This window comes from Sphingobacterium cellulitidis, assembly GCF_043187465.1.
GTDB lineage: Bacteria > Bacteroidota > Bacteroidia > Sphingobacteriales > Sphingobacteriaceae > Sphingobacterium > Sphingobacterium cellulitidis.
The window spans coordinates 1,722,061-1,748,324 of record NZ_CP171136.1; the positions used below are offsets into that span (position 1 = coordinate 1,722,061).

Genomic DNA, 26,264 nt, shown 5'->3' on the forward strand with positions numbered 1-26,264 from the left:
CTAGAATGATAATTTTAAGAAAATATTCCTAAGGTTTGAGAAACATTATTATACAATAAGTTTAATTTAAGGGTTTGCGGTATATCCGTCTAACATCTCTTGGGTAGGAACAAAGAATAGGGTTCCTGTTTCTGCGGTGCTAAAGTCAAGGATCCGGTCGTAATTCCCAATTGGATCACCTAGAAACATATTCTCCAGCATTCTTTTGGTAGTGGAGAAGGTATTTGCATAGGAGATAAAATAAGTGCCAAATTCACCTTTGGAGGGGTTAGAAAACGGAAGGTTGTCACGAACGATTTTCAGGTCATTACCATTTTCGTCGGTTATACTTGCCAAGGCACTATGAGCATTCTTAGGTTTTACTTCATCGGTCATTTCAATATCCGTTAATTTATAGCGGCCGAAGACTTTTTCCTGTTCCGAAGTGGGTAATTCTTCCCAGGCTTTTAAATTATGTTGATACTTCTGAACGAATAGGTAACTACCACCTTCATACTGCGGATCTTCTTTGCCAACCAAGGCAAATTGAGCTCTTTCATCACCTATAGGGTTTTCAGTTCCATCGACAAAGCCTAGGATGGATCTTCCATCCCAATATCTGAATCCATGAACTTCGACCAGATTATCTGCCACTGGGTTGATAATATCATAAATATCCTTTGCCATTTCGTAGCAAATACCAGCATTGATGGCACGTAAATGAAAGTGCAAATCGCCTTCGGTGGATACGGCGGTATGTTTAGCTCCTGTGATAGGTTCGAAGGTTTTAAGTTCTTTAGGCAGTGGGGTAGGCATTCCTAATTTTTTCCAGGCTTCATATCCTATTCCCATGATACAGCTGGTTCTTCCTTCGGGAATGCGAACCACAAAGGAATGGTTTAGATTAGAAACCAAGGCGCAAAGTCTTTCAAAAACAGGCTTATAGTCAGTTCCTTCTTTAAATTTCCAAACTGAGAAAATAGTGTTGTTATTCGGGTAATCCGTAATATTCTGCGATTGGGTTGCCATAGATGTTTTTTAATAGTTAGATAACTAATTTAGGAATTCTAAAGATTATAATAAATCCCAACTTTAAAAAAAGATGATTTCCGAGGAGATGATACATAAAAAAACGCCAATCTTATGATTGGCGTTGTGGTTATTAATAATTAATAACCTTATCTAGTTCTTTTTCATCCATAGTGACCTCATTGAGATAGCGTTCAAGACTATCATCAAGTTCCTTCATCCACGGGGTGTGATGCGGTTCCGCACTGGTTTCATCCATCACTGATTTATAAACCTGATCTCTATAGTTCAAGATATTGACTTCTTTATCATTCAGCCAGCTTTTGAACATTTCAGCTACGCGATCCAGATCGAATGCTGGATAATCCGTATAGCTGATCAGATTTTTAATATAATCTGTTTGGAAGTCCACATGGTCTGGACCAGTTACTGTTTTGGCTTCATAGTCCATCCATTGCTTAATATCTGCATCTCTAACTTCCTTTTCTGGGAATTCAATTCTTCCCAACATATAATCTCGAGCATACCAAGCCTGGGTATCAAACATATTGAAAGTGTAGTATTGATCCTGCATTCCTAAGAATATAAGTCGTTCATTTTCATTGAATACCACGCCTTTATATAAATTGTCTGGGTACAGACAGTTTTTAGTTTTCAATCTTAATTCATCCGGAAGGAACGGGAATTTATGTTGGTATCCAGTACAAAGGATTACGGCATCAAAATCTTCTGTAGTGCCATCCTTAAAGAAGGCTGTATTGCCTTCAAAATGAGTTACCAGAGGTTTTTCCTTGATTCCTTCAGGCCATTTTGTTCCGATAGGGTTTGTTCTATAGGAAATGGTCACTGACTCGCTACCATGTTTGAAACATTGTACTGCGATGTCCTCAGCTGAATAGCTGCTCCCAATCAAAAGCAGTTTCTGGCCAATGAATTGATCAGCCCCTCTAAAGTCATGGGCATGCATTACAGCTCCAGGGAAATTATCAATCCCTTTGAAATAAGGCATATTTGGAGTAGAGAAGTGACCTGTTCCAACTACCAAATAGTCGAAATACTCTTCGAAAGTTTCATTTTTCTGAAGGTCATCAAATACCACTCTAAATTGTTTTTTATCTTCGATATAATCTACCCAGCGGGCAACCGTATTAAATTTAATATAATCTCTTGCGTTACTTTTTTTGATTCTACCCTGAATATAATCGAATAATACTTCTCTTGGTGGGTAAGAAGAGATAGGTTGGCCGAAATGTTCTGAGAATGTATAGTCGGCAAATTCCAAACACTCTTTTGGTCCGTTGGACCATAAATATTTATACATGCTACCATGCAATGGTTCGCCATATTTACCTACACCTGTTCTCCAGGTATAGTTCCACATGCCGCCCCAATTATCTTGTTTTTCATAACATTTAATTTCTGGGATGGGATTACCTTTTTTCTGTTCTGATTCAAATGCTCTTAACATAGCTAAACCACTAGGGCCAGCTCCAATAATTCCAACTTTAAAATCTGTCATATTTTATTCTTTTATTTTATAATTTAAAAATCCATTTTTCAATAAGCCATTAATTGCTGAAAATGCGAAAGGCTTTATAGGTCCCCATAGGGGGAAATAGGAGGCGTGTTTATTAGTGTCGTAAAAATTTTACGATTAATAGAAACGCTAAATTAAAGGAAGATGTTAATTAGGTGATGCTGAATGATCATTGTACACAAAAATGTGTTTTTTTCCTTCACTGGTACAAAGATACGAATAATATTCATTAATTAAAAATTTTAACGAAATAATATTCTGATTAACCAATGGTTTTTCGGGAAAACCAATGATTAATATTTAGTTTTCTGAAGGATATTTTAGCATGGTTGAAATTGGAAGACAATTGGTAAAAATGCTGAGATTCTGCTTCTTTGGTATATGATTTGCTTTTTGAAAATCATCTAATTTTTTATTGATTTTCCGGCTAATTTTTCAAATAAATTAAGGCAATGCATGGATTTGCGCAAAATCTATTTATTTTTAGGAGGAATTTAAAAGACATATATGGCATCAGGAATATTTGCGGTTTTGGATGATATCGCCGCTCTAATGGACGACGTAGCAGTAGCGAGTAAAATTGCAACCCGAAAAACCGCAGGTATATTAGGGGATGATCTGGCCGTAAATGCTGAAAAAGCAACGGGATTCCTGGCCTCCAGAGAATTGCCAGTCCTTTGGGCAATTACAAAAGGTTCATTTATCAATAAACTGATTATTGTCCCGATAGCACTATTATTGAATGCCTTTTTACCTGTATTAATCAAGTATATTTTATTGGTAGGTGGCGCATATTTAGCCTATGAAGGTGCGGAGAAAGTTATTCATTACCTTTTTCATCGGAAAAAAGAGGGACAGGAGGTTATTCAGGAGCAAGCTTTGGAAGGAGAGGCTGCCGAGTCAGCCAAAGTTAAATCCGCGATCACAACAGATTTTATTTTATCCGTAGAAATTGTAATCATCGCCTTAGGAACAGTTCTAGAGGAAAGTTTGCCGATTCAAATATTGACGGTTTCTGTGGTTGCAATTGTTGCGACCGTTGGAGTTTATGGAATCGTAGCACTGATTGTAAGAATGGATGATGCTGGACATAGTTTAATAAAAAGATCGAACGACAAGGGTATAGCAGCTAATTTGGGACATTTATTGGTAAAGTTATTACCGATAGTGATCAAGGCTTTAGGAGTTATTGGAACCATTGCCCTATTGTTGGTTGCAGGAGGTATTTTCGTTCATAATATTGATTATTTCCATCATCTACTTCCAAATATACCTTCCATAGTAAAAGAATTTGGAATGGGTGTTATTGTTGGTTTTATCGTGTTAGGGATTGTGTTATTGGTTCAAAAGGTTTTTGGACTGGGGAAGGCAAAACACTAAAATATTTTTAAGAGGCATAAATTTTGTGCATTTTGTGCTGCATATCTGGATCATTATTCCTAAGCCGATTTGATCCTTAAAAAAATGATTTTAGAGCTAATATGAAAAATACATTAAATATTCTCTTATTTATCGCCATTGTTATTGGGTTTGCCTCATGTTCAAAGGATGATGAAGAAGCAAAAAATCCAAAAGACACTGCTGAACTAATTGGCAAATGGGCGCGTATAGATGGGACAGGTGGTGCTGATACGAGTATTGTCGATGGTCCGCATTTAGATACGATTAAAGTCATTGAATTTTTAGACGCAGCAAAGGTAAAGGTAAGCCGTGGTGAGTGCTGTAATTTCGGCACAAAACGCGATAAGAACCAAGAAGCAGCCTATGAGTATTACTCAGTCAATAATTCTGAGCTTGGAGGAACTGCTGATAGGATAAAGTTTGATAAGTGTAATCGCGGAATGCCCGTGGTTGTTCATGGTAATACACTTCGCCTAGGCTATGGCACACAAAGTGGTGCTTTTGAGGAATATAGAAAGGTAACTCCTGCAGATACCACAGGTACTCCGGAGATTCCTACAGAACCAACCGATCCAGGTAATACAGAAGGATAGGGAATAATAAGAAATTTAGAAAAGTCCGTTTAAAAAAATAAGAATTTTTAAAAACGGATGTTATATAGAGGGATTGATTTAGAAAAACATTCTCCTGAATAATTCTAAAAAGAAAACCCCAGTCAGGCGACTGGGGTTTCATTTTATATGGCTTACGCCATAGCTATTGTTAAACAGTTTTTTTCGTTTATAAAACTAGTTTCATTCCTTCGTGGCTAGACTTAAAGCCTAGATTTTCATAAAAGTTCAAAGCCTCGGGTCTCACCTTATCGGTTGTCAATTGAATCATATGTGCTCCTCTTTCCCTAGCTTGACGGATTGCATACCGAATCATTTTTTGTCCAAGACCTCTGGATCGTTCTTTCTTATCAATTCTTACACCTTCTAATTGTGCACGGATACCGCCACGATAAGTTAGGTATTGGATAAAACTAAGTTGCATACATCCAATTACATGACCCTCATCAGACTCCAATACAATGAGTTCTTGATTCTTGTCTTCACAGATTTTATTAAAGGCTGTAATATACTCCGCTGGAAGTGGTTGGCGAAAGGCCTCCCGCATATTTCCCAAGGTATCATCTGAAAGTAATTCTACAATTCTCTCTAGATCCACAATTTGGGCTTTTCTGAACTTCATGGTAGAGTTTCTTATGTTTGCATAGTAAATATACGGAATTTCCTAATTGAAATAAAAATATTGAAGGGCAGCTTCTTTATTTTTTGTAAAATTTTTACTGATATACCCATCAATTTTGAATTTATAACAAAAATATACCTGCTTATTGGATTTTCTTATCAAGGTATTGCTAGATAATTATAAATTACGTAACTTGTTGATAGATAGTGTGTTGGTGGATAAATAAATATCCATGGTTTAACATTTTTTCCACATAGTAATTAACATTTTTAAGAAAAACATAAAGAATAGGAGGTATATCATGGAAAGTCTAAAGTTTGAAATCGGAAAAGTTACGCTTCATCAGCTCAGTAAAGTAAAAGATGCCTTAAACGAAATATCCAATATAAATGATTGGCAAATAGCACCATATGTGAATGGTTATCTATTGTCAGTTAAAGGGATAAATATTGTTAGCTATTCTATTTTACAATCCATTACAGCATTAGGAATCAATGCCGAACAGTTGTATGAAGAGTAAAAATTTGATTAAGATCGTATTAAGTCAAGGGGAAATCCTTGACTTTTGTATTAATAGGGCTCTTTATTAGGCCTAAAATTATTGTTTTCTAACTAGTTGCATATACTTCTAGCTTTTTTCTCAAAGATTTACGGATGCTATGAATCCTGGTTTTAATAGTCCCTTCTTTTATTTCCATCTGTTTCGCTATCTCATGATACTTAAAGCCTTCCAAATACATACTAATAATAGTATAATTTTCCTCTGGCAATGATTTAATTGCCTTTTCTATATCAGTTAATACAAATTTTGAATTTGCAATATTTTTGGAGGTATTATTTTCCCCGGAATGGATTAATTCGTTTTCTGCTATTCGATGTAGGTTCATTCGACGATACTTGTTCAAGTAAACATTTTTCATAATTACATATAACCAAGAAACAATTTTAGGATGGTTGATAAATCTTTCCAAGGATTTAAGTGATCGAATAAAGGTCTCTTGTACTAGGTCATTCTTTTCATCTGGGTCCGTTGTAAAATTATTAGCTAAACGCTGGAGTATGGGTGAATTTTCAAGGATGACATCATTTATTAAGTTTTTCATGATTATACATATTAATTTAATTGTAACATTATAACGTATTGTTTATTAGTATGTTTTGTGATTAATCTTGTTACAAGTGTAATCAGGTACTTTGATTTATTTCAGGTATTTATTACGCTTAAACCATTTACTTATTCTGAGATAAAATTATTGAAATTCAATAGGTTTGAGAATTTTATCCCAATTAAAACCCCCTTTATGAGCTGGGAAAGGAGAAATGTTACCCGTTGTTTTTGTAGAGAAATTGCGACAAATACCTGAAATGACTTAAAAAGTACTTAATTATCTTTAATTGACCTTTCCCAAAAACCATTAGCGATTAATTTTAGTTAATTTTAATAGCTTATTAATTTTTTAAACAAGTATTACCTGTGGATTTTGAAATTAATTATTGGAGAGTTTGATTTTTGAATCACATGAAACCAGTAAACTAATTAAAGTAAATATTAACACAATTAATTAGTCATGCTAACTTCAACAAACAGCACATCAAATAATAAATCAGCATCTGTGAGGCACTTTACGCTCTTACAGGAAGATTGTAATAGTGATTTTTTATGTTTTGATGTGTTTTTTAAAGAAGGGCCGTTTGCCATTATCGTATTGGATAATAATTTCCATGTCAAACGTGTCAATGGAAGATTTGATTACATTTTCGGAATGGGTAGTAAAGAGTTGCTAAAGCGGGATATTTTTGAATTCTTAAACTCTGAAGATGCCTATCGATTGAAAGGTATTTTTGAAAATAGAGATTCTTCTGCAAAACCATTATTAATAACATTAGGATTTAAAAATAAAAAGGAACCATTACTTAGGATTGAGACTTTTGTAAAAAAATTCTCTAATCGATTTCAAGAACATCAATACTGTTTATTGTTATTTGATAAACAATTTTATCCTCACCATCATTGGGTTGAATTAAAAAAAGAAATCTTTCAGGCTATTGTGGATACCCAAGAGCAGGAAAGATTTAGAATTGGAACCCAACTCCATGATAGTGTTGCTCAAACTCTTTATGCGATAAGATTGAACTTAAGACAATTAGAAGGAGAGAAGAAAGAGAAATCAAAGGAAATGGATGCCATCAAGTTGATGTTAAATGAGGCAATTTCCCAGATTCGCAATATCTCAATTGACCTAGTTCCAGTTGTTCTACATGATTTTGGATTGAAAGCTGCCATTCAATTTATGGTTAATCGAATTGAAAGTCCAGATTTTCAAGTATCCATTGTTATTACCAAAAAAGTGGAGGAATATGAAGAAGATATCAGATTAGTAATTTATAGAATTATTCAAGAGTTGTTGAATAATTGTTTGAAACATTCCCAAGCCTCCAAGGTCTCTGTGAAGGTAGGAGTGGACAATGAAAAAATTCAGATAATAGTTAAAGATAATGGTGTGGGATTTAAAGAGGATCTCAAAAAACAAATGAAGAAAGGAATTGGATTGCGAAGTATAAAGAATCGAATAGATTTATATCAAGGTGAAATGGAAATTCTGAACCTAAAAAATGGAAGTTCTGTAAGTATAACTTTAAAGATGGTTTAAAGAAATGGGCGAGATAAAAATATTATTATCCGAAGACCATTTAGTCGTAAGAAATGGTATTAAATTACTTTTGAATTCACATGAAAATTTTGATGTTGTAGCCGATGTCAGTAATGGTAAACAAGCTCTGGATACTTTAAATTCTGGATTACCGATTGATATTATTGTCACTGATTTAAGTATGAATAACTTAGATGGGTTACAATTAATTCAGGAAGTAAATTCGATTTATCCACATATCAAGGTCATTGTCTTGACAATGCTTGATTGTGATCAACACGTTTTTAAGGCTTTTGAATATGGAGCAAAAGGATATTTGGTAAAAAATGTAGGGTCTGAAGAATTAATTTTCTGCATACAACATGTTGCTGCTGGAGGCAAATATCTTTGCGAAGAATTAATGATGACCTTAATCCAAAATGGAATTGATAAAAATAAAATAAAAGCAGCTGAAGTTGATCCTATTGACCTGGAATTAACAGCGCGAGAATTGGAAGTGCTAGAGCTATTAGGCGAAGGATATACCAATTTGGAAATTTCGAAAAAGTTGTTTTTATCCAAGCGAACTGTGGAAGGGCATAGACAAAATTTAATAGATAAAACTAATTCCAAAAATACACCTGCATTGATCAAATATGCAGTGCTAAATGGGTTGATTCAATAATTAATTAAACTTTATTAAGGTTCGATTTGTTCAGTATAAAAAAACATGTCGAACCTTAATTTATATAATAAAAAGCGTGATTTTTCCCAAACAGCCGAGCCTAAAGCTGAAAAGAGGAAAGGTAATACCGCCAGTTATCGTTTCGTTGTCCAACGACATGATGCTAGTCGTCTGCATTATGATTTCAGGTTGGAAATCGAAGGGGCTCTAAAAAGCTGGGCTGTTCCCAAAGGCCCATCTATGAACCCTAAAGATAAAAGATTAGCCGTCGAAGTGGAAGATCACCCTTTGAGTTATGGCTCATTCGAAGGAAGTATTCCTAAAGGAAATTATGGCGCTGGTACAGTCAGTATTTTTGATGAAGGCACCTATGAACCTCTTGAAACTAAATCAAATAAAGAATTTCTAGAAAATTGGAAAAAGGGATCCATAAAATTTACCCTTTATGGAAAAGTGTTGAAAGGTGATTTTGCATTGGTTCGAATGCATACCGAGGATGGTAAAAATTGGCTATTGATCAAACATCAGGATCAATATGCCACGGATAAAGTATATAATATCGAGGATTTAGTAAGCAAAACCATCAAAAAAGAAGGTAAAGATTTTAAGGAAAACTCCAAAAAATCACTCTCCGAAAAGTCAAAAAAAAAGCCTGATCAAAACCAGCAGCGTAGTGTACAACCTATGCTTGCAAAATTAAGTGAGAAAATTCCGAGCTCAGGTGAATGGCTATTTGAGAAAAAATTTGATGGCTTCCGGACCTTGTTTTTCTTCGATGGGAAAAACCGAAAACTATTATCCAGAAATGGAAAACCCTTAAAAGATAAATTCCCTTCCGTTTATGAAGATTTAAAAGTTATTGACAGGCCATGTATATTGGATGGGGAAGTAGTTATTGAAGATGAAAAAGGACTTGCCCAATTTCAGTTACTTCAATCTGGAGAACCTATTCCCAAAAATCTTAAAATCCATTATTATGTTTTTGATATTCTGCAATTAGACAATAATGATTTGACAGCATTCCAATTAACTGAGCGAAAGGAAATCCTAGACTTACTTTTGAAAAAATACAGTTTCAATCATGTTCGACCTGTGGAAAGTCTGGATGAGGGTAAAAAGGATTTAATCGAATTTGCAAAAAAAGAAAAATGGGAAGGTGTAATTGCAAAATTAAAAAATAGCACTTATGCGGAGGCTTCAAGGAATGGAAATTGGTTGAAAATTAAAATTAGAAATACCCAGGAAGCAATAATATGTGGCTATACAAAACCTGAAGGTTCAAGATCTTATTTTGGAGCTCTTGTATTAGGAATAAAAACGCCCAAGGGGTTGAAATATATTGGGAATTGTGGTACCGGTTTCAGTGAAAAATCCTTGAAACAGTTACATCAGTTATTCAAAAACCTTGAGTCAAATTCTAAACCATTTCCAAATAATATAACTGTAGCAAAAGAAAAAGAGGTGACTTGGCTTAAACCTGAATTGGTTTGTGATGTTTACTATTCCGAATGGACAAAGGAAGAACACTTAAGACATCCGGTGTTTAAAGGGTTAAGAGATGATAAATCAGCTTTTGAAACTACGAAAGAGGAATTAGATAATGAAGTTATGGAAAAGGAAAAAGAATTAAAATTCGGGAAGAAGACTGTTAAACTAACCAATTTAGATAAAATATATTGGCCTCAGGAAAAGATAACGAAGGGTGAGCTTTTGCATTATTATGAAACCATGAGTGAATATATTCTCCCTTTTCTTAAGGATAAACCAATTTCCATGAATCGATTTCCGAATGGAATCGAAGAAAAGAATTTCTTCCAAAAGGATGTGGATCCTGAGAAGATACCAAGCTGGTTAAAGACTACCGAAGTATATTCAGAAAGTACTGAAAAAAACATCGATTACCTTCTATGCAATGATTTACCAAGTCTATTATATATTGCAAACCTGGGTTCGATAGAAATAAATCCATGGCTTTCGACCTATAAGAAACCGGATAAACCAGAGTTTGCAGTATTGGATTTAGATCCCAATGGTGCTAAATGGCAAGATTTAATCGATGTGGCATTAACAGCCAAAGAGATATTGGATAAAGGAAATATTCCAGCATTTATAAAAACCTCGGGGTCCACAGGACTCCACATCTTTATGAATATGGATGCGAAATATGACTATCAGGTTATCCGAGATTTTGTACAATTTATTGCTGAATTGATTCAACAAATTCATCCCGACACGACAAGCTTGGTTCGCGATCCTAAAAAAAGAAAAAACTTGATATATCTGGATTATTTGCAAAATAAAGAGGGACAAACTATTGTTGCCCCATATTCAGTCCGACCTAAACCTCAAGCCACCGTCAGTACGCCAATAGGTTGGGAAGAAGTTACTTACGATCTATCGATTGACCAATTTACGATTCACAATATTTATGAGCGCGTTAGTGAAAGGAAGGATCCATGGATAGATATTAAAAAGATGAAGGTCGATATCAAATCAGCATTAGCTAAATTTTAAGCTAAACTGGCCTTTAATTTTTCCAATAAATCCGTGGCTTTTGTATTCTCTACATTAATCTTACGAATGGTTGCCCTCTTACCTTTACTTTTTTGGGTGATAATCTTTAGCAATTCCTTAGAATATTCATTCTTAAAGGCAGAAATATCAAATTCCTTACTATTCATTTTTATTAGCTGAAGCGCCATATCCATTTCCTGCTTTGAAATTTTAGTCGCCGGAGTTTTAAGTTCGTCAATATCTCGTATTTCTTCCTCAAAGCGTAGTTTATTAAGGAGTAATATATTCTTGTAGGGTTTAATAATCGCCAGATTCTCAACACTTCTCATGACAAAAGTCCCTAAGCCTGCCATTTTACTTTTTTCTAGGGCTTGTAGTAATAATTGATATGCTTTTTCACCAGACTTTTGCGGTTCCAGATAATAGGGAGTGTCAAAATAAATACTGTCGATTTCCTGAAGCTTAACAAAAGTTTGAAGATTAATCATTTTATTCTTTTCAGGCATGGCCTCCTCAAAATCTGCATCCTCCAAGACTACATATTTGTCCTTTAAGAGATATCCTTTCACAATATTATCCCATGTCACTTCTTTCCCTGTACTTTCGTTGACTCTTTTGTACTTTATGTTTGAATGGTCTTTGCGATCCAGCATATCCAAATCAAGACTGCTAGTTTGCGTAGCAGAAAATATTTTGATGGGAATATTTACTAGTCCAAAACCAATCGCGCCAGTCCATATTGCTTTCATGTCGTTTTTATTTTTTATAACAATTTTTAGGCAATTTAGTTCAAGGAGCAGTATAAAAGCTCGCTTTTTTAGAATGATTTCCCTTTCTAAATGGTTACTCTACCACCTGTTGCAGGAATGGTAGCACCAGAAATATAGGAAGCAGCATCAGATGCTAAGAATACATAAATAGGAGCGATTTCAGCAGGTTGTCCTGGTCTTCCCATTGGGGTATTGCTGCCGAATTTCTCATGATCAGGGATTGTGCTCGGAATTAATGGCGTCCAAATAGGCCCCGGTGCAACAGCATTGACCCTAATTCCCGTATTTTCCTCGAGAAACATTTGAGCTAAACTGGAAGTAAAATTTTGAATGGCCGCCTTACTCGCTGCATATGGGAGTAGAGTGGGGTTGGGATCATAAGCATTTACAGAAGTTGTATTAATGATACTGCCGCCTGCAGGTATATATTTCTTAGCAAACTTGACCAGATAAAACATCGCACTCAGGTTTACTTCAAATGTTTTATTCCATTCCTCCGCAGTAATATCTTCAATATCTTTATAGGTCATCTGGTAGGCTGCATTGTTGATTAATACATCAATCTTATTAAATTCTGTGATGGTATTTTCAATCAGATTTTTACAGTTTAATTCCTCACTGAGATCACCCTTAAATAGAATGACTTTAGAACCGGCTTGTTTAACCCATTCTGCTGTGTCATAAGCATCTTCATTTTCTATATCATCCTTGTAAGCAATTACAATATTTGCGCCTTCTCTAGCCATTGCAATGGCTACCGCTCTGCCTATACCTGAATCTGCTCCAGTAATAATTACTGATTTACCTTCCATTAACCCATGGCCAACATAGGTTTGCTCACCATGATCAGGTATGGGGTCCATTAATTTTGTTTCGCCTGGAGGTGATTGAGGTTGTGTCTTGAATGGTGGTTGTGGATATTTTGTCTCTGGATTCTGCGAATTCTGTTTTTTCATTTGCTTTTTTATTAATCAATTATTTGCTTGTCTAGTATTAGAACAAATTCAATGGATAATCGTTCTGCATAAAATAGCATTCATTAAAATGGCCGATAACAGTTTATATAAGATTTTATTCGATGGAGCAAGTCCTAATCTATTGGTAGAGATTATTTTGAGAACATTAATTATGTTCCTTTTAATTTTAATAATCCTTCGAATTTCGGGAAGAAGGGGAGTCAGACAACTAACATTATTTGAGGTTGCGATTATCTTGGGACTGGGATCAGCCGCTGGAGATCCGATGTTTCAAGAAGATCTTCCTATTTTCCACGCTATCTTAGTATTTCTGACTGTCATTCTACTTTACAAAGGAATTACTTGGTTGACAGCAAAATTTAGCTTTGTCAATCGAATCATGGAAGGTGAACCCTTTGTGGTGGTTAGAGATGGTGAATTTGCGGTTACTGATGAAAATGTCAGCAGCTTTTCAAAAATGGAATTCTTTGCTGAATTAAGAAATAGCTCCATAGAACATTTAGGCCAGGTTAGGATTGCTGTACTGGAAACAGATGGTTCAATGAGCATACTCCGTTATGATAATTCTGAAGTGAAATTTGGCTTACCACTTTTTCCAGATGATTACAAAGAAATTGTCCCTTCAGTTAATAGTCAAGGCCCTTATGCTTGCATGTATTGTGGAAAGGTTTTGGAACATGTCAACATAGATTTTACATGTCCAGTTTGTCATAAGAAAAAATGGACTAAAGCCATTAATAATAAATATTGTTGATACAATCTTCTCAAAACATAAAACCTTTAAACGGGGAGTTTAAAGGTTTTGGAAAAATGAAGGTATTAATAAATAAACGAATACAGTATTAATGTATGTTATTATGATTCTTTTTTATGTGCCCTTAGTCCGGATTAGATTTATTTCTTCGTTTCGTTCGAATTCCATAAACAGCAAATCCTAAAACCAAAATGCATAATACTATCAAAAAGACAGTGAGTGTTATAGATTCCATTGGATATCCTTTCTTTTAAAATACTGATTTAATGGTGTGTTTATTTTAAATCACAATAAAAACCCGTAGTTTTCTCTAATATTCCCGTATTTATTTGTAGATAAATAGAAAAAAATAGGCAAAAGAATTGAGGTATTCTTTTGCCTGACAATATGGAAATGGGTTTTTTGAGTGCTACTATAAATCTCTTAATTCTTTAATATGTTGATGAGCTTCCATGGCTATGGCCAGCTGATTTTGTAATAAATCTATTAAGTCCTGATAATCATCCAAACTTTCGCTAAGGAGCTTTTTATAGGTATCCTTAAACTCGTCCTCACCTTTTTCACAACATTCTAAAATTGCCTGGTTGATCGAAGGTGACATGGCTGATTTAATATCCATCCATATCCGAAAAATCTTGCCGCTAAATTTGGTGTCTTCAGTTGGCTCCTCGCCAAACTGCTCCAAATACGGACTCAATTCAATAATAAATTGTCTTGACTGATCAATGTATTGCCGAAATAATGCCTGTAACTCCCGAAGATTAGACTCACCTGCAATTTCAACAGCTTTCTCATAACCTTTTATTCGGTCATTATTAATCTCAACAGCCTGATTAACTATATCTATTTTTTTATCTATGTTCTCCATGATTTATCATATTAGTATTTTCATAACCCTTAACTAGGGGATAAGTTCTAAGTTTTTAATTTTCAGGTATTTGTACTCTATTCTGTGTGAAACTACTTGTTAGAGTCATGAGGATATTATTTTCAAGAGTTTATCGCTAATTGTTTTTTTCTTCATGGACTTAGAAAGGTTTCTGTTCTTGATTATCCAAGAATCTAAAGCTCCTTCATTGTATGTTGAAATAATCCGAGGATGTATATAATGTTTAGTTACTACAGCTTTTGTATTTCCAAGTTCATTAGCTGCCGAATTAATCACATTCTTAATAATCTTCAATCGTGTTTTCTGATTAGTTGGGCTGTTTTCTGATAGTAATGATTCCATACAGCAATAACAAGCATTCCAGGTTCTAAAAGTTTTACAGGTAATATGTTTTTTAAAGACTTGAAATAAATATTCATTGAGATGAATAGCATCTAGTGGGCGAACCTTTTGTTGATCGTCCAAGTATTGAAATAGGCGTTTTCCTTTTAATTCTGATAATTCTTTTAGGAGCTTTGCCAGCTTCTTTTTTTGAATATTTTTCTCCTGTATTACACCTTTTTTACCAATGTATTTAAAAGAAATTTTGTTGTTTTCAAGACTGAGGTGTTTATTTTGTAGAGTGGTCAGTCCAAAAGAACCATAATGCTTCTGATAATATTCATTACCTGACCGCATTGAGGTTAAATCCATAATATTTAAGGCAATTGCAGATACTTTTTGGCAATCTAAATCCTTTCGATTTAAATCTTTTTTTATCTGTTTTCTAAGCTTTTCAAGATTTTTTCCAAAAATGGAAAGAAGCTCAAATTTATGCTCATCTCGATTTTCAACCCATTTAGGGTGATAAATATATTGTTTCCTTCCTTTGTCATCAATTCCAGTAGCTTGAATATGTCCTTCTGCGAAAGGACAAATCCAGACTTCTTGCCAATTGGGAGGAATGACTAAGGAATGTATTCGAGCTAGAATTTTAGAATTGGTTATTTTAAGATTATTTTGGTCTTGATAGGAAAATCCTTTACCCTTTTTAGCTCTTGAATAACCAGCGATATTACTGTCAATATACTTAATTCCTGTCTTGTTAGGGGAAGGAATTGGGGTAAAGGATTTATCCATACTTTTAACTAATGATTCCGGATAGCATCAATTAATTCTCCTTTACTCATTTGATGTCTTCCAGTAATACCGATAGCGCGAGCTTTTGCTAATAAATCTGATTTTGAACTTTCTTCTAATTCATCGGCTTTAACATTACTTTTCCGAGAATCCAATGAGTCTTTATTATGTGGATGCCTATCAATAGGTGCTTGTGTTTGCTTTTTCATCTTTCCTCCTCTGTGTCTTTCTATACTAGTTGAACCAGTTATAAAATCATTTGTTTGGAGATAAATACCTGAATTTGAGAATTAATACCTAAATAAGCTTTTTAAGGATTAGATATCTAAAACTTCTTTTACTTCAATATAGGATAACCAAAAAACTATATTACTTTCAGCCCCTTGGTTTTTATTTATTCCATATTGTTCAAGACCATCATAACAGGCCATATTTTCATAATCAAATAAGGATAAATTCAAATCATTCTTACCCAAGAACCATAAAAAACTATCTCTTATTCTTTCCTTACTATTTATCGAAGTGTTGTGATATCTTAATTCTTGATATAAATAAATTGAACTACATACTTCAACAGGTTGTTGCCCATAAGCACTTATTTCTCCATGCTTTTTATACCAGTTTTGATTCCCAATTGGAGCAAAATGACCATTCCTAAATAAAATCTTGTCTAGAAAATAAGCACTTTCAAGTCCAATTTTCTGTAATCCTGTATTCTTTAAGTATCGAGAAGCTTTTAATAAACTCAACGGAATAATAGCATTGTCATAAGAAATGACCTCTTCATACCAATGCCAATTCTCGGTGCTACAAGCCTTATATTCCTGAATTAAAAAATCACAAAAAGTTTCTAACTGTTGAATAGCCGTTTTATTCTCGGGGTATTTTTCCAAAAAGAATAGCAGTCCTAAAATGTAAAAGGAAATGGCTCGCACTGATTTACAGTATTTTAAATGAGGTATCGTTCGGTCAAAAATTTCCTTACTAATATTGTGGAACTGTGCACTTTCCGGACGTGATAATAAATATCCCAAAATCCATAACGTTCGTCCCATACTATCATCTGATCCAATACTTTCAATGAAATTCAGATCATAAGACATAAAATTCCGAAATGTTCCATTCGAATTTTGCGAATAATAAATGTAAGCTAAATAGGTACTGATCAATTTTGTTGCCTTCGAGGGATCAACTTTGTCTTGTCCTTTCAGCAAGAGTAATAAAGCTCTGCAATTGTCATCTAAACAGTAACCATGATTGTAATCTGGTATATTGAACTTTGCATGCTGAAAGATTCCTGTAGGATTGGTAAGAATTTCAATATAGGATAAATCCAATAGCGGAACTTTAGCAAAAAATGCGGCTAAAGGTTCTTTTATATTATTATTCTTCAATAGAAACACCTCCAATGGACCTGAAATTAGGATGATAATAAATTTTTAGTTTTTCCGGGAGCTAAGAATTTCAAGGTTTTATCTTGATTATGAATAACCTGGATTTTCTTTTTTGAATTGATTAACGAAGATATTAAACGCAGATGCATTTTACCAACATTCATCCAAGACATAGTTTTCCCGAAATCTTCCGCTCTTAGTTGATAGTTTTTCATACTTTCTGGATCCGAGAGGAGCTGATTGATATTCGATGCTAATCCATTCACATCGTTAAAATCAAAGAGAATACCACGTTTATTGGCTAATAAATCCCTGGCATACCAATATGGTGTTGAAATTACTGCTGCTCCAGCCCCTAATGCAAATGATAATGTTCCACTACTCATTTGATTTTCATTTGGATAGGGGGTCACATAAATATCGCAGGCTTTTAAATATTGCTGTAACAATTCATCACTTACAAAATGATTGATAAAAAATACCTTTCCCGAAAGCTTTAATTTGCCAGCAAGGTCTATTAAACTATTTTTATAGGAATCACCTTCCTCTTTTAAAACATTAGGATGAGTTGCGCCCAGAATAATATAAACGAAATCATCGGGGATAACCTTAGAAGTCGCCTCAATAGCAATTTCATAACCTTTATTTCGTCCTAATAGACCAAATGAGAGCATCACTTTTTTATCTTCCAATCCTAATAGGGATTTGGCATCTTCCTTGGTTAGGGTGAAATTTGGTACTCCATGCGGAATTAACGAAATATGATTAGGAGTAATCTGATACACTGATTGCATCATTTGTACTCCTCGAGTAGTCATGACTGTAATTTTATCACTGAGTGAACAAAGCTTCTGTATCACCTTAAATTCCTGTGGATTGGGATGTTGCAGGATAGTATGCAGATTGGAAATGATTGGGAAATTAATGCTTAATATAAAATCCAGGATAAAATCCCCAGCCTCTCCACCAAAAATTCCAAACTCGTGCTGAACAATGCATATTGAATAGTTTTGCTGATTCGCCCATTTTCCAGCTTCTAAATAATCTAACTTATTGTCCCTTTGAATTACTTTTTTTACCTCAGAAGGGAAGCTATATTCTGTACCATCCGAAATAGCAATCACATCGACTTCATTGGAATAATCGCTAATCGAATTAAATAAATCATGTGTGAATGTCGCAATTCCGCATTTCCTAGGAATATAGGTGCCAATAATTAAAATTTTCATAGATATCCTTTTGCAATTTGTTTATAACTACGCTATAATAACTTATGAACATTCCATAAAACGAAATTGTTCTTGAATGCTGGAATTAAAAGTTAAAATGACAAAGATTAAACAAGTCAATCTTTAAAGCGTTATTAATAAGTTATTGTGACTTAAGATCATTTGTTATGGGAATTACTATAAATCGAAAAAATATTTTGTTTAAACCTAAATTGGACCGAGTACTTGCTCGCCGATTTAACCTGTCTCCTGAACGCTCTAAAAGAATAATTGAAAGGGTGTTGAAATTATCGGAAGAAAGTAAAAACGCTTTAATTACGCAAATCTTAAGAAATTATGCACGTCGGCATCGAAGTGTATTAAATGTTTTAGAGCGGAATTTTAAGCTGAAAGAACAAGAGTTCAAGGAATTAAAAATTGATATTAAAAAACTTTCTGATGTTGAAAAATTACTGATAGGATCATTTTTCACCATGGAATATTCAATTGAAGCAGCAGCTTATTTTAATCCTTCCATCGTTTTATCTCCAGATCAATCTCAAACTCATGAAGGGGAGAAAAGAGTAATATTAAGCTTTAGAGCAGTAGGCGAGGGGCATCTCTCTTCCATCGTGTTTCGATCAGGAATTATTGATAATCAGTTGAATATTACTTTAGACGAAGTTGGTATTTTACTGGATAAGCCTAAACATGTCAAAAATTATAGATACAAAAAAGATGATTTTTTAGAAAAACTAAAACAAATACATTCTGTAGATGATAATATCTTGTCCATTCTTGAAAAGAAGTTTACAGACACTTTTATATATGATGAATTATTGCGATTTGTCAAGGAAATACAAGAAGAGAATGAGTTGACTCATGATAATCAAATATTAATGCAGCAAATTCATTGGTTGGCATCTTCGCATTACGAAATTTCATATTCCTTGGATACCTCCATTTCTGAACGGGTAATATTTCCGATATCTGATACTGAAAAGAATGGGATTGAAGATGCACGTTTTGTGGCCTATAAAAGTGATAAAGGAGTTACTACTTATTATGCAACCTACACTGCATATGATGGACATTCTATTCTTCCAAAACTGCTTTCAACAAAAGACTTTATCAATTTTAAAATTCAACCTATTAATGGAAGGATTGCCAATAAAGGGGCTGCTCTTTTTCCACGAAAAGTAAATGGTAAATATGTCATGTTATGCCGTGTGGATGGAGAAAATAGTTATGTGTCATTTTCGGACTCAATCACGAATTGGCATGAAGAAATCCATCTGGTTGCAGAACCAGAATGTCCTTGGGAATTTATTCAGGTAGGCAACTGTGGTTCCCCCTTAGAGACCGAAAAAGGATGGCTGGTTATTAGCCATTCCGTTGGACCGATGCGAGAGTATGTAATAGGGGCAATGCTGCTTGACCTGAAAGATCCAACAAAGGTTATTGGAAAACTAAAGGAACCCTTGCTATTTGCAAATGAAGAAGAAAGAAATGGATATGTTCCGAATGTGTTGTACTCCTGCGGACAAATTATCCATAACAATCAATTGATTTTACCATATGCCTATTCCGATCATGAGTCTACCTATGCAACAGTATGTTTAAGCGAATTGTTGGATACATTGCTGCAAGAAGGAAAATCGTAAGTTACTTCTCCAATATCCCAGCAATCAAGGACTTCCATTGCGGATAGGATGCACCTAGTTTTGCACCTAATGCTACGAAAATATTTCGAAGCCGATCAATGATAGAGTTAAGGTCCAAGTTCATGACTTCATTCCGACCATAATAGGAAGCCTCTACAGTTTTTCCATCCCTCTTGATTTGAAGGGTGGAAGTAGCCATATTTTTAAAGAAATGTTTGGTCTCATGATCATCATTCCCCATAGGCATAGAACTTGGTCGTAAAGTCAATGTGAATAATTCCTCGGAATTATCGGAGGTATCGGCGATTTGTTCAATTTGAACATAGTCATAACCCGAACTACTCCACAAACCTGGCCCTGGAATATCAATCTTAACAAAGTCACCTTCTTGAGGTTTCTCCTCAGAATGTTTGCCAAAGGGATCAAGATGCTCAAAGGTAGAAATTGAAAACTTCCCGATTTCATCCCAATCATTTATTGCCAATACCCTGTTTTTTGCTTCTAAATAAAAATTCTTCGCCTGAATTTCATTTTCGAATTCAACCGAATCGGAAATAGTCATATCCTTTCCTTCATGTTGTGCAGGAATAAAATTCTTCATAATTCGTTCTTTGTGGTTGAACAATCAAAACAAAAAAAAGTTGAAAAGGGAACAGAAGAATTCGAAATTCCTCTAATTCCCTTCTCAATAAATTTACTTAATGACTATGCCCCACCGTTCCGACCATTTTTGCATTGATGAAAAAAGCATTCTTAACCACAATTTTTGAGTTTTGTGGAATTTCAACAACTGTTGTAATCCCTGTATAACCCATGTTTGAAACCCCTTTTAGTACTTCTATTTTCTCAAAATTGATAGTCTTCTCATGACCGTGATCATGGTCATGTGTTTCACCCTCTTTATGTACATGTGGCTCCTCAGCATGATTATGTTCTTCTTCAGCCCCATGGTCATGACCTTCATGTTCTTCCTCCACAGCTTTTGTGGTTTCCACAAAAATGTAGGTCTTTCCATCGGACTCCACAATGGCCTCATCGGGAACTGCCGGACTGCTGACATTATCAATGCTAATTGAGCCTGTCGTATTCATTCCATCAATTAATCCAGTTTTATCTCCTGTTACCAAACAATGGATAGCGATGGTTTTGCTCTCATTTTCAAAGGAAGCACCAATTCTGGATACTTTTGCTGAATACACTTGGGAAGGATTGTTGGTCGTCGTGAAATTTATTTCCTGACCTATTTTTAATTTTGTCAAGTCTTTCTCAAATACCTGAAGATCCAGGTGTATCATACTATTATCCACGATCTCAACAATGGGAGAGGAGACATCTACATAACTTCCTAGTTTTGCAAATACATTTGATACCACCCCATTGATAGGGCTTGAAATGGACAATGCCGACCTTAATGAACTCGTAGAAACGGAACCTGGATTAATCCCCAGCATTTGAAGCTGTTTTGCCGAAGAGGCCTTCTTCGTCCTCAAAATATTAAGATTACTGGCTGCATTTTGCAAATTCCTTTTGACACCTGCATTTCCAGCGTTCAACTCTTGCTGTCGTTGTAATTCCTGTTCCGCAGCTTGTATTTCATTGCTAGCATTCAAATAATCCTCCTGCAATTGGATAAATTGAGGATTAATAATCGTCGCTACGGTCTGTCCTCTCCGAACATAATCACCCAATTGTACATTTAAGGTCTGTACGACCCCGCCATATAATGGAGTGACACTGGATTTATTATTATTTGGAACATTTAAAACCCCATTGGCAGAAATTTTAGCAGTTAAATTTTTCTGTTCGATTTGGCCAAATTGAATCCCAACCTCCTTGATTTGTTCCTCGGTTAGCGAGGTAATGGTTGTTTTCTCCGTAGAACCATGTTCATGCCCATGCTCTCCTTCTTGCTCTGCTGCTTCTTCTGTTTTTCCTGTTTTTGATGTACAAGAAGATACAAAACCAATGAGGAGCAGGCAAAAAATGAAGTGTTTTATTTTATTATGGATGCGCATATTTTTATAGATTGATAATTGAATAAATTGATATAACTGACTCATTGATACTTTGAATACTACGCAAGTAATTCAAATAGATGTCAGTGGTGGTCTGTAAGGCAAACAGGTATTCCACATAGGAGATGTCTCCTGCAGAATATCCTAGTTTTGCCGCATTGATGATCTCATTGGCGTTCGGAAGTGCATTATTTTTGAAGTAATTAAATTGAGCAAGATTCTGTTCATATTGATTCATCAAATTTATATATGCATTTTGTAGTTTTTGCTTTTCCCATTCTGCGGACATCTCTGCTGCTTGTTTTTCAAAATCCAAAGACCTGATTTTTGCTTTCGTGCTTCCATAAGTCAACGGAATGGCAATCCCAATATCGAAGGAATTGAACCTTTGTCCACGTCCATAGAACTTCTCTATGCCATTACGTTCATGCATCCCAATTAAGGATGCATTGGTATAACCAATGTTAAAATCAGGTAAGCCCGATGCCCTTTCAACAGCTTTACTAGACTCAGCAATCTTTGCCTGCTGATATAGCGCTTGAATCTGGGGATGTTCTGTAATTTTCGAGGTATCCATAATTTCCGAAAGTTTGATAGGCTCGAAAATATCCTCGGTTTCAATCTCAAAATCCTCCGAGACTTGCATTACGTTTTTGAGGCTGTTATAGGCATTCCGTTTTAACATTTCATTTTGAGTGAACAGTAGATTGATTTCTCCCTGTTTTGCCTGGGCAGTGTTGATATCCACTTTCTTAGTGTCCCCAGCATTATATCGCACCTCCGCAATTCGATTAAAATCCTTATAAATACTATCCAATGATTTCAATTCCCTTTCATTGTTTTCTAAATAAGCAATTTGATAAAAGTAAGTCCGAACTTCCTGTCTTAATTGAATCAAGTTGGCAGATTTTTCAACCTGTTTTGCTTTTATCTGTTCATTAATCAAGGCTTTTTTAGATTTGAATAAGGATGGGAAAGGAATCGTTTGGGCAATGGATATCGCATCATTTTGCTCAAAACCATCATTCTGGCCATATTGAAAATTTAAATCCGTCTTTGGTAATTCTCCACTAGTCTTCAATAGACTTTCACTGGCTTTAATTTCTAAGTCATTTACTAGGATGCCCTTATTGTTCTCTACGGCAATTCGAATTGCTTCGTCAATACCGATTTTTTGCTGAGCATTTACCGTTGAAAAACTTATCAAAGTCAATACAATTATGGAAACTGCTGTTTTCATACTTCCACCTTTCATTTTTCCTTTAGAACCAAAAATTATATATAATAAGGGTAATACAAATAGGGTCAACAAAGTCGCTGTTATCAATCCACCGATTACCACGGTAGCTAATGGTTTTTGTACTTCTGCTCCTGCACTTGTACTGATTGCCATAGGTAAAAAACCTAAGGAAGCAACGGTCGCCGTCATTAATACTGGCCTTAATCGAATCTCAGTCCCTATTTTTACACGTTCAATAATGTCTGTAATCCCTTCCTTTTCCAATTGATTGAATTTACCAATCAACACAATCCCGTTCAATACTGCTACACCAAATAAAGCTATAAAGCCAACGCCGGCACTGATACTAAAAGGCATATCCCTTATCAGTAATGCGAAAACACCCCCAATGGCACTCATAGGGATAGCAGTGAAAATCAAAATCGCCTGTTTAAAGGAATGGAAAGTGAAATACAAAAGCATAAAAATCAACAACAGGGAAATAGGCACAGCAATCATTAATCTCGCACTTGCCATTTGAAGATTCTCAAATTGACCGCCATAGGTGAAATAATAGCCCGAAGGTAACTTGACTTGAGAACTTAACTTTTGCTGAATTTCTTCAACAACAGATTGAACATCTCTGCCTGCAACATTAAAACCTATTACAATCCTTCTTTTCCCTTCTTCACGACTTATCTGTGCGGGTCCAACCGTAAAATCAATATTTGCAACCTGAGATAATGGAATCTGTTGATTGTTTTTTGTGGGAATTAATAATTGACTGACATCATCAATATTGTTTCTATGTTCGTCATGTAGACGAACTACCAAATCAAATCTTCTTTCATTTTCATAGACCATTCCGCTGCTTTTTCCAGCAAAAGCTGTACTGACAATATCATTGACATCCTCTATGCTGAGTCCATAATTCGCCATTCTAACCCGGTCATACTTAATATTGATTTGCGGAAGGCCAGTAACTTGTTCCACCTGCGGAGCCGTAGTGCCTTGAACGGTCTGAATAATTGAATTTACTTTATTGGCATAATTCATTAAGCTATCCAGATTTTCTCCGAATATTTTCACAGCAACATCTTGGCGAATCCCAGTCATTAATTCATTGAACCGCATTTGAATCGGTTGATTTTTTTCAAAGAAAACCCCTGGAATAACCTCCAATTTTTCCATGATGGCATCCCCAAGTTCTTCATAAGACCTACCTGAAGTCCATTCGCTCTGAGGTTTTAGAATAACCATCATATCTGTGGCCTCAGGAGGCATAGGGTCTGTAGGTACCTCCGCAGACCCCGTTTTCCCAACCACCATTTTTACCTCATCAAATTTTTTTATTATTCTGGAGGCTTGCATCGAGGTTTCAATACTCTGACTTAAGGAGGTGCCGGGGGGAAGGATGCAGTGAAATGCATAATCACCCTCTTGGAGTTGCGGTATAAATTCACCACCCATGCGACTGAAAAGGAAAATGCTAAATAAGAAGATAGCAACCGCAATGGATACAATTACATATTTTACGCGGATAGCTTTTTCAAATAATGGGGCATACCATTGGTGCAGCTTTTCAATAAACTTATCACTGAAGGTTTTTTTGTCATGACCTTTTCTCGGCAAGAATAGAGCACACATCATCGGGATATAGGTAAGGGAAAGAATAAGGGCTCCAAATATGGCAAAACCTACGGTCTTTGCCATAGGAGCAAACATTTTCCCTTCTACGCCAACCAAGGTTAATATTGGAATATAAACTATCAGGATGATTATCTCCCCAAAAGCTGCTTGGGTTCTGATTTTCGAGGCAGAGTTAAAAACCTCAATATCCATTTCTTGCTGGGTAAGACGATGTGTTGATTTCCGAAGTCCTAAATGATGCAGGGTCGCTTCAACAACAATGACCGCCCCATCCACAATAAGCCCAAAATCGATGGCTCCCAAGCTCATCAAATTGGCACTGACCCCAAAAACATTCATCATCCCTAATGCAAAAAGTAAGGATAAAGGAATGGCCGATGCAACAATCAAACCTGCTCTCAGATTTCCCAGGAAAAGAACCAGAACAAAAATCACGATTAATGCTCCTTCAACCAGATTCTTTTCTACCGTGCTAATCGCACGGTCAATCAAGTCGGTCCGATCTAAATAGGGCTCAATGATAATATCATCCGGTAATGATTTTTGAATGGTAGGGAGTTTTTCTTTGATTCGATTGACTACCTCATTACTGTTTTCCCCCTTCAGCATCATGACAACACCACCAACAGCATCGACCTCGCCATTATAAGTTAATGCCCCATAACGAACCGCAGATCCCAATCGCACATCGGCTACATCTTTGATGAATATTGGTACTATACCATTGGTTTTCACAGGAATATTACCTATATCTTCTAATGAAGTTACAAGTCCTATTCCTCTGATAAAGTATGCGTTAGGTTTTTTATCTATATAGGCGCCACCTGTATTTTGATTGTTTTCTTCAAGGGCAGTGAATATTTCTGGAATACTTACGCCCATAGCTCTCAATTGATCTGGATGAACTGCCACTTCATACTGTTTCAATTGTCCTCCAAAGCTGTTGACCTCTGCAACTCCAGGGGTACCATAAAGTTGCCGCGCTACAATCCAATCCTGGATTTCACGGAGGTCCATTGAAGTATATTTATTCTCGCTTCCCTTCTGAGGGTGAATAATATATTGGTAGACTTCTCCCAATCCTGTACTTACAGGAGACATTTCTGGCTTCCCGATATTTTTTGGAATATCTTCCGAGACTTCATTTAACTTCTCATTGATTAGTTGTCTCGCAAAATAGATATCGACCTCCTCCTTGAAAACCACCGTAATTACGGAAAGTCCAAATCGAGAAATTGACCTTATTTCTTCAATATCAGGAATATTTGCAATGCTTTGTTCTATGGGAAAGGTGACTAATCTCTCAACCTCCTGACCGGCAAGGGTAGGAGTACTTGTAAATATTTGAACTTGGTTATTTGTAATATCAGGGACTGCATCAATCGGCAGTTTGCTTGCAGACCAGAGCCCCCAAACAATTAATGCCAATGTCATTATCCCTATAATTATCTTGTTCTTAATACTAAATTTAATGATCTTATCGAGCACGTGAATAGCTTTAAATTCAACAAATTATTGATTGTTCTGCAGGTATGAATTAGTTCTACCTACATTAAGTATTATCCTAAGATGAATGTTTAAGATAAATGAAAATAAT

Annotated in this window: 22 protein-coding genes; 8 read left to right on the plus strand and 14 right to left on the minus strand. The window is 35.4% G+C overall.

The window, feature by feature from the left end:
• Positions 1 to 66: 66 nt before the first annotated feature.
• Positions 67 to 1,008, minus strand: a complete 942-nt coding sequence (locus ACF3OC_RS07495; RefSeq protein WP_094281428.1) for a Dyp-type peroxidase — start codon at positions 1,006 to 1,008, stop codon at positions 67 to 69.
• 133 nt (positions 1,009 to 1,141) lie between these two features.
• Positions 1,142 to 2,527: an NAD(P)-binding domain-containing protein gene (locus ACF3OC_RS07500; protein ID WP_094281430.1), complete on the minus strand. Its 1,386-nt coding sequence runs from the start codon at positions 2,525 to 2,527 to the stop codon at positions 1,142 to 1,144.
• Positions 2,528 to 3,052: 525 nt separating this feature from the next.
• Between ACF3OC_RS07500 and ACF3OC_RS07505 the strand changes: the two genes are divergently transcribed.
• Positions 3,053 to 3,925 (plus strand): DUF808 domain-containing protein, encoded by an 873-nt coding sequence (locus ACF3OC_RS07505; RefSeq protein WP_094281432.1) that lies wholly within the window; start codon positions 3,053 to 3,055, stop codon positions 3,923 to 3,925.
• 101 nt (positions 3,926 to 4,026) lie between these two features.
• The gene (locus tag ACF3OC_RS07510; RefSeq protein ID WP_094257021.1) at positions 4,027 to 4,539 is read left to right on the plus strand and encodes a hypothetical protein; all 513 of its coding nucleotides are present in this window, start codon (positions 4,027 to 4,029) and stop codon (positions 4,537 to 4,539) included.
• A 187-nt stretch (positions 4,540 to 4,726) separates the two neighbouring features.
• On the opposite strand, the gene ACF3OC_RS07515 is transcribed toward ACF3OC_RS07510, so the two are convergent.
• A complete protein-coding gene (locus tag ACF3OC_RS07515) occupies positions 4,727 to 5,179 on the minus strand; it encodes a GNAT family N-acetyltransferase (protein ID WP_094281434.1) in 453 nt (150 codons plus the stop codon).
• A gap of 301 nt (positions 5,180 to 5,480) precedes the next feature.
• On the opposite strand from ACF3OC_RS07515, the gene ACF3OC_RS07520 reads away from it, so the two are divergent.
• Entirely contained in the window at positions 5,481 to 5,699 is a 219-nt protein-coding gene (locus ACF3OC_RS07520) for a hypothetical protein (protein ID WP_094257023.1), read from the plus strand.
• An 88-nt stretch (positions 5,700 to 5,787) separates the two neighbouring features.
• On the opposite strand, the gene ACF3OC_RS07525 is transcribed toward ACF3OC_RS07520, so the two are convergent.
• Positions 5,788 to 6,282, minus strand: coding sequence for an RNA polymerase sigma factor (locus ACF3OC_RS07525; protein WP_094281436.1), 495 nt, complete (start codon positions 6,280 to 6,282; stop codon positions 5,788 to 5,790).
• A 465-nt stretch (positions 6,283 to 6,747) separates the two neighbouring features.
• Between ACF3OC_RS07525 and ACF3OC_RS07530 the strand changes: the two genes are divergently transcribed.
• Genes ACF3OC_RS07530 through ligD form a run of 3 tightly spaced genes read left to right on the plus strand, consistent with a single transcriptional unit; the run spans position 6,748 to position 11,008 of the window.
• Positions 6,748 to 7,830 carry an ATP-binding protein gene (locus tag ACF3OC_RS07530; protein WP_094281438.1) on the plus strand — a complete coding sequence of 361 codons (1,083 nt, stop codon included), beginning with the start codon at positions 6,748 to 6,750 and terminating at the stop codon, positions 7,828 to 7,830.
• Positions 7,831 to 7,834: 4 nt separating this feature from the next.
• A complete protein-coding gene (locus tag ACF3OC_RS07535) occupies positions 7,835 to 8,494 on the plus strand; it encodes a response regulator (protein WP_392471240.1) in 660 nt (219 codons plus the stop codon).
• A 45-nt stretch (positions 8,495 to 8,539) separates the two neighbouring features.
• The gene (gene ligD / locus ACF3OC_RS07540; protein ID WP_392471241.1) at positions 8,540 to 11,008 is read left to right on the plus strand and encodes a DNA ligase D; all 2,469 of its coding nucleotides are present in this window, start codon (positions 8,540 to 8,542) and stop codon (positions 11,006 to 11,008) included.
• On the opposite strand, the gene ACF3OC_RS07545 is transcribed toward ligD, so the two are convergent.
• Complete coding sequence (locus tag ACF3OC_RS07545; RefSeq protein WP_094281444.1) at positions 11,005 to 11,757, minus strand: Ku protein; 753 nt, start codon at positions 11,755 to 11,757, stop codon at positions 11,005 to 11,007. The two genes, ligD and ACF3OC_RS07545, sit on opposite strands and share 4 nt — an antisense overlap.
• 86 nt (positions 11,758 to 11,843) lie before the next feature.
• Positions 11,844 to 12,734, minus strand: a complete 891-nt coding sequence (locus ACF3OC_RS07550) for an SDR family oxidoreductase (RefSeq protein WP_094281446.1) — start codon at positions 12,732 to 12,734, stop codon at positions 11,844 to 11,846.
• A gap of 88 nt (positions 12,735 to 12,822) precedes the next feature.
• On the opposite strand from ACF3OC_RS07550, the gene ACF3OC_RS07555 reads away from it, so the two are divergent.
• The gene (locus tag ACF3OC_RS07555; protein WP_094281448.1) at positions 12,823 to 13,509 is read left to right on the plus strand and encodes a DUF421 domain-containing protein; all 687 of its coding nucleotides are present in this window, start codon (positions 12,823 to 12,825) and stop codon (positions 13,507 to 13,509) included.
• A 412-nt stretch (positions 13,510 to 13,921) separates the two neighbouring features.
• Here the strand turns inward: ACF3OC_RS07555 and ACF3OC_RS07560 are convergent, their stop codons facing one another.
• The 5 genes from ACF3OC_RS07560 to ACF3OC_RS07580 all read right to left on the minus strand — a co-directional run bounded on the left by ACF3OC_RS07560 (position 13,922) and on the right by ACF3OC_RS07580 (position 18,140).
• Positions 13,922 to 14,377 carry a PA2169 family four-helix-bundle protein gene (locus ACF3OC_RS07560; protein WP_094281450.1) on the minus strand — a complete coding sequence of 152 codons (456 nt, stop codon included), beginning with the start codon at positions 14,375 to 14,377 and terminating at the stop codon, positions 13,922 to 13,924.
• Positions 14,378 to 14,482: 105 nt separating this feature from the next.
• A complete protein-coding gene (locus tag ACF3OC_RS07565) occupies positions 14,483 to 15,517 on the minus strand; it encodes a DNA topoisomerase IB (RefSeq protein WP_094281452.1) in 1,035 nt (344 codons plus the stop codon).
• A gap of 8 nt (positions 15,518 to 15,525) precedes the next feature.
• Positions 15,526 to 15,726 (minus strand): Rho termination factor N-terminal domain-containing protein, encoded by a 201-nt coding sequence (locus tag ACF3OC_RS07570; RefSeq protein ID WP_094281454.1) that lies wholly within the window; start codon positions 15,724 to 15,726, stop codon positions 15,526 to 15,528.
• Positions 15,727 to 15,834: 108 nt separating this feature from the next.
• Complete coding sequence (locus ACF3OC_RS07575; protein WP_094281456.1) at positions 15,835 to 16,926, minus strand: hypothetical protein; 1,092 nt, start codon at positions 16,924 to 16,926, stop codon at positions 15,835 to 15,837.
• Positions 16,927 to 16,937: 11 nt separating this feature from the next.
• Positions 16,938 to 18,140: a glycosyltransferase family 4 protein gene (locus tag ACF3OC_RS07580; RefSeq protein WP_094281458.1), complete on the minus strand. Its 1,203-nt coding sequence runs from the start codon at positions 18,138 to 18,140 to the stop codon at positions 16,938 to 16,940.
• 167 nt (positions 18,141 to 18,307) lie between these two features.
• Between ACF3OC_RS07580 and ACF3OC_RS07585 the strand changes: the two genes are divergently transcribed.
• On the plus strand, positions 18,308 to 19,783 hold the full coding sequence (locus ACF3OC_RS07585; RefSeq protein WP_094281460.1) for a glycoside hydrolase family 130 protein: 1,476 nt from the start codon (positions 18,308 to 18,310) through the stop codon (positions 19,781 to 19,783).
• Between the two features lies 1 nt (position 19,784).
• Here the strand turns inward: ACF3OC_RS07585 and ACF3OC_RS07590 are convergent, their stop codons facing one another.
• From ACF3OC_RS07590 to ACF3OC_RS07600, 3 genes are all read right to left on the minus strand, one after another.
• Entirely contained in the window at positions 19,785 to 20,384 is a 600-nt protein-coding gene (locus ACF3OC_RS07590; protein WP_094281462.1) for a hypothetical protein, read from the minus strand.
• 97 nt (positions 20,385 to 20,481) lie between these two features.
• The gene (locus ACF3OC_RS07595; RefSeq protein WP_256962562.1) at positions 20,482 to 21,843 is read right to left on the minus strand and encodes an efflux RND transporter periplasmic adaptor subunit; all 1,362 of its coding nucleotides are present in this window, start codon (positions 21,841 to 21,843) and stop codon (positions 20,482 to 20,484) included.
• Positions 21,803 to 26,101 carry a CusA/CzcA family heavy metal efflux RND transporter gene (locus ACF3OC_RS07600; RefSeq protein WP_392471243.1) on the minus strand — a complete coding sequence of 1,433 codons (4,299 nt, stop codon included), beginning with the start codon at positions 26,099 to 26,101 and terminating at the stop codon, positions 21,803 to 21,805. The genes ACF3OC_RS07595 and ACF3OC_RS07600 overlap by 41 nt, the downstream gene beginning before the upstream one ends.
• Positions 26,102 to 26,264 lie beyond the last annotated feature (163 nt).

Bases quoted from the DNA above. Each gene is read 5' to 3' on its own strand.
- ACF3OC_RS07495 (WP_094281428.1), bottom strand. From the start codon at position 1,008: ATGGCAACCCAATCGCAGAATATTACGGATTACCCGAATAACAACACT.
- ACF3OC_RS07500 (WP_094281430.1), bottom strand. From the start codon at position 2,527: ATGACAGATTTTAAAGTTGGAATTATTGGAGCTGGCCCTAGTGGTTTA.
- ACF3OC_RS07505 (WP_094281432.1), top strand. From the start codon at position 3,053: ATGGCATCAGGAATATTTGCGGTTTTGGATGATATCGCCGCTCTAATG.
- ACF3OC_RS07510 (WP_094257021.1), top strand. From the start codon at position 4,027: ATGAAAAATACATTAAATATTCTCTTATTTATCGCCATTGTTATTGGG.
- ACF3OC_RS07515 (WP_094281434.1), bottom strand. From the start codon at position 5,179: ATGAAGTTCAGAAAAGCCCAAATTGTGGATCTAGAGAGAATTGTAGAA.
- ACF3OC_RS07520 (WP_094257023.1), top strand. From the start codon at position 5,481: ATGGAAAGTCTAAAGTTTGAAATCGGAAAAGTTACGCTTCATCAGCTC.
- ACF3OC_RS07525 (WP_094281436.1), bottom strand. From the start codon at position 6,282: ATGAAAAACTTAATAAATGATGTCATCCTTGAAAATTCACCCATACTC.
- ACF3OC_RS07530 (WP_094281438.1), top strand. From the start codon at position 6,748: ATGCTAACTTCAACAAACAGCACATCAAATAATAAATCAGCATCTGTG.
- ACF3OC_RS07535 (WP_392471240.1), top strand. From the start codon at position 7,835: ATGGGCGAGATAAAAATATTATTATCCGAAGACCATTTAGTCGTAAGA.
- ligD (WP_392471241.1), top strand. From the start codon at position 8,540: ATGTCGAACCTTAATTTATATAATAAAAAGCGTGATTTTTCCCAAACA.
- ACF3OC_RS07545 (WP_094281444.1), bottom strand. From the start codon at position 11,757: ATGAAAGCAATATGGACTGGCGCGATTGGTTTTGGACTAGTAAATATT.
- ACF3OC_RS07550 (WP_094281446.1), bottom strand. From the start codon at position 12,734: ATGAAAAAACAGAATTCGCAGAATCCAGAGACAAAATATCCACAACCA.
- ACF3OC_RS07555 (WP_094281448.1), top strand. From the start codon at position 12,823: ATGGCCGATAACAGTTTATATAAGATTTTATTCGATGGAGCAAGTCCT.
- ACF3OC_RS07560 (WP_094281450.1), bottom strand. From the start codon at position 14,377: ATGGAGAACATAGATAAAAAAATAGATATAGTTAATCAGGCTGTTGAG.
- ACF3OC_RS07565 (WP_094281452.1), bottom strand. From the start codon at position 15,517: ATGGATAAATCCTTTACCCCAATTCCTTCCCCTAACAAGACAGGAATT.
- ACF3OC_RS07570 (WP_094281454.1), bottom strand. From the start codon at position 15,726: ATGAAAAAGCAAACACAAGCACCTATTGATAGGCATCCACATAATAAA.
- ACF3OC_RS07580 (WP_094281458.1), bottom strand. From the start codon at position 18,140: ATGAAAATTTTAATTATTGGCACCTATATTCCTAGGAAATGCGGAATT.
- ACF3OC_RS07585 (WP_094281460.1), top strand. From the start codon at position 18,308: ATGGGAATTACTATAAATCGAAAAAATATTTTGTTTAAACCTAAATTG.
- ACF3OC_RS07590 (WP_094281462.1), bottom strand. From the start codon at position 20,384: ATGAAGAATTTTATTCCTGCACAACATGAAGGAAAGGATATGACTATT.
- ACF3OC_RS07595 (WP_256962562.1), bottom strand. From the start codon at position 21,843: ATGAGTCAGTTATATCAATTTATTCAATTATCAATCTATAAAAATATG.
- ACF3OC_RS07600 (WP_392471243.1), bottom strand. From the start codon at position 26,101: ATGACATTGGCATTAATTGTTTGGGGGCTCTGGTCTGCAAGCAAACTG.